This is a genomic window from Actinoplanes sp. NPDC051494 (assembly GCF_044454705.1).
GTDB lineage: Bacteria > Actinomycetota > Actinomycetes > Mycobacteriales > Micromonosporaceae > Actinoplanes.
Window position 1 is genome coordinate 310,597 of record NZ_JBITDZ010000006.1, and the last position, 541, is coordinate 311,137.

Consider the following 541-nt stretch of genomic DNA (forward strand, 5'->3'; position numbering starts at 1 on the left):
CGCTGCTGGTGATGTCACGCATCAGACCACCAGTGACGGTGCAGACTTCGACCGGTTCACCGCGGACGGTAAACCCACACATGGCACGTTGCCGGGCTCTGACGGTCAGCCAGCGCAGCAAGTAGACATTGCGTATAGCGGCGACGGTTCCAGCACGTGGAAATATGCCGATGGGACCAAGGTTGATCGCAACGCTGCTGGTGATGTCACGCATCAGACCACCAGTGACGGTGCAGACTTCGACCGGTTCACCGCGGACGGTAAACCCACACATGGCACGTTGCCGGGTTCTGATGGTCAGCCGGCCCAGGATGTGTCCATCACATATGAGGGTGATGGGGACAGCACGTGGTCCTATGCGGATGGGACCAAGGTTGATCGGAATGCGGATGGTGATGTAACCCATCAGACCACCAGTGATGGTGCGTCGTTCGACCGTTTCACCGCGGATGGTAAGCCGACGCATGGGACGGTTCCTGGTTCTGATGGTCAGCCGGCGCAGGAAGTGTCGATTGCGTATGGCGGTGACGGTTCGAGCACG

The 541-nt window shown here is 59.5% G+C and carries 1 protein-coding gene; it reads left to right on the plus strand.

Going from position 1 to position 541, the window contains the following annotated elements; genetic code table 11:
* A partial coding sequence (locus tag ACIA6A_RS22845; protein ID WP_396099824.1) for a hypothetical protein occupies positions 1–541 on the plus strand: 541 nt, incomplete at both ends.